General features: G+C 35.8%; 1 protein-coding gene. It reads left to right on the top strand.

Annotated elements, in window-relative coordinates; all coding sequences use genetic code 11:
• Positions 1–1408 precede the first annotated feature (1408 nt).
• Positions 1409–1819 (top strand): hypothetical protein, encoded by a 411-nt coding sequence (locus tag BIV59_RS22465; protein ID WP_139194447.1) that lies wholly within the window; start codon positions 1409–1411, stop codon positions 1817–1819.
• Positions 1820–2017 lie beyond the last annotated feature (198 nt).

Here is a 2017-nt window from a genome sequence, read left to right as displayed (position 1 = left end):
CTCTTACACTGGATTTTTGCCATCCTAAAAAGGAATGAGCAGTTCCTAGACTTGGCTTAATCCACAAGAAAAAGCATCTTATGAAAAACCTTCCAATTAATGTTTGGAGGGTTATTTGGCGTGTCTTCAAAAAGTATAACACGGAAGAAAATATATATTTTAATAAGAAGTTCTTGACTCCTATTAGCTGGTTTAGTAAAAAATGGATATCAAAATACAATGGGCTTGGAGATATTTCTCCCAGCTCATTTTTATGTGCATTTTTATTTAGAATGCATAGTCTCTCAGTCTTACCTTATTTGTGGGTTCCCAAGTTCCATGACCTTAAAAACTCAATAAACATGTAAATCCTAATCAAAAATGAAAATAGCTATAAATGATAACAATTATCCATATTCACATGCACCCCCCAAAATAGGTTAGATAATCGCATTCTATCAAAGCAGTGTTTTAGCACTTCAACCTAAAAACTATTTTCGAAAAGCACGAGAATGATAAAACCTGCTCAACTTAAAAATAAATCGATTTCGAAATGTTGAACTAGTCTAAACTAGATTAATAAATAAGATAAACTAGTTTAGACTGATTTACCGATATTTCGGTTTTGATACTTCCAGTGTAGATATTATAATTTGGTAAATATAGTTAATTTTATATTTTCCATATACTGTTATTTCCAATATGTTACAATGTCGATAATCCTTCTCAACAATAACTTCTAAATTTAACAAATTTCTCGTTTTTACCCCTGGAAAGGAGGAAAGCAAATCAAAGGTTGGCGATAAGCAATATACATCTTATCGCTATAATGAATCATCGTAATGAGAGAAAAGAAAAAGGAGGCAATTTCTATTTCATTGGCGGTACTGTTTCTATAGGAAAACCATTCATATAAAGGCGCGGCTGGCTCCTCCTGATCCTGCGTGACCAACAGAAGACCTCGCCCTATCAACGTACCTTATGATAAGACGAGGTCTTCTGCTACTTGGTCAGGAGTAGCCAGCCAAATATGAATGGTCTCACTGAGTGGATAGGGAGGGGGTGAGACAGTTAAAGATAAGAGTGATAAGTTAAAGATAAAGACAAGATATCGGTAAAGATAAGGTAAAGATAAAAATAAAGTGATAAAGATAACGGTAAAGTTAAGATAAAGATAAAAGAATCTAACAAATAAACAAGCATCCAAAATCAATATTGAAAAACTGCAAGGAGAGGGAAATCGAAAAATAAAGCAGCAAGTCCAATTAAAAATCAAGAGAACTAAAGAATAAGCAATGCAGGCTAATTATAAAACGGCAAAGCAGCGTCAATACGTACAATCCGAAGTTTTGATAGTCCTTTCGTCAAAGGTGAATTTCTCCAAGGCAGAGAGAATCCTTGAGTTTTAGGAAAAGGATGATGAAAAGTGGTGTTGAAGTACTGTTCGCTAAAGCAAAAGGACTTGGATTACCTAGAGTACATCCTCAGGAATGGTATGGTCACAGCGAATCAGATTCTCCTTAAATTCAGAGAGCCAAACAGTTCCCGGGTTTATCGCCGGGTAAAGAAGCTTGAGGATCGGGGGTACTTAAAGCACCAGAGGATCGCCCACAAAGTCGGGGTCTACTTTGCCACAATCGAAGCCAGGGACCTCACCAATGTCCCAGCCACCATCCCTACGAAGGCAACGATTTACACCATGCAGCATGAATTGCTGATGAATGATCTGATTTTATACTATGAATTCCGTTCTTTAAATAAGGGGATTACGTTCCGCTATAAAAGGGAGGGAGAAAAAGGAAGTATATCTTTTTTCGGAACTGGATGGGCTTACGTATAACCCTGTGAAAACAGAAAACTGAACAATTTTATACTTAGCAAGGAGCTCAATATTCAGTATTTCTCCTCCTTTAGTTAATTTATGATAATAATACACTCAACCACTTTCAATCTAAAGAGTCTTTTATCAGACTCTTTTTAATATTCCTCACTTTAATATCCATAAGAAATCGCGTAGGGAAGGCTTTTACATATAGAG

Origin of the sequence: Bacillus sp. MUM 13, from assembly GCF_001866725.1 — a bacterium.
Taxonomy (GTDB): Bacteria; Bacillota; Bacilli; order Bacillales; family DSM-1321; genus Peribacillus.
Note: the sequence above shows the minus strand (reverse complement) of the source record. Positions and strands in the feature narration are given on the sequence as shown.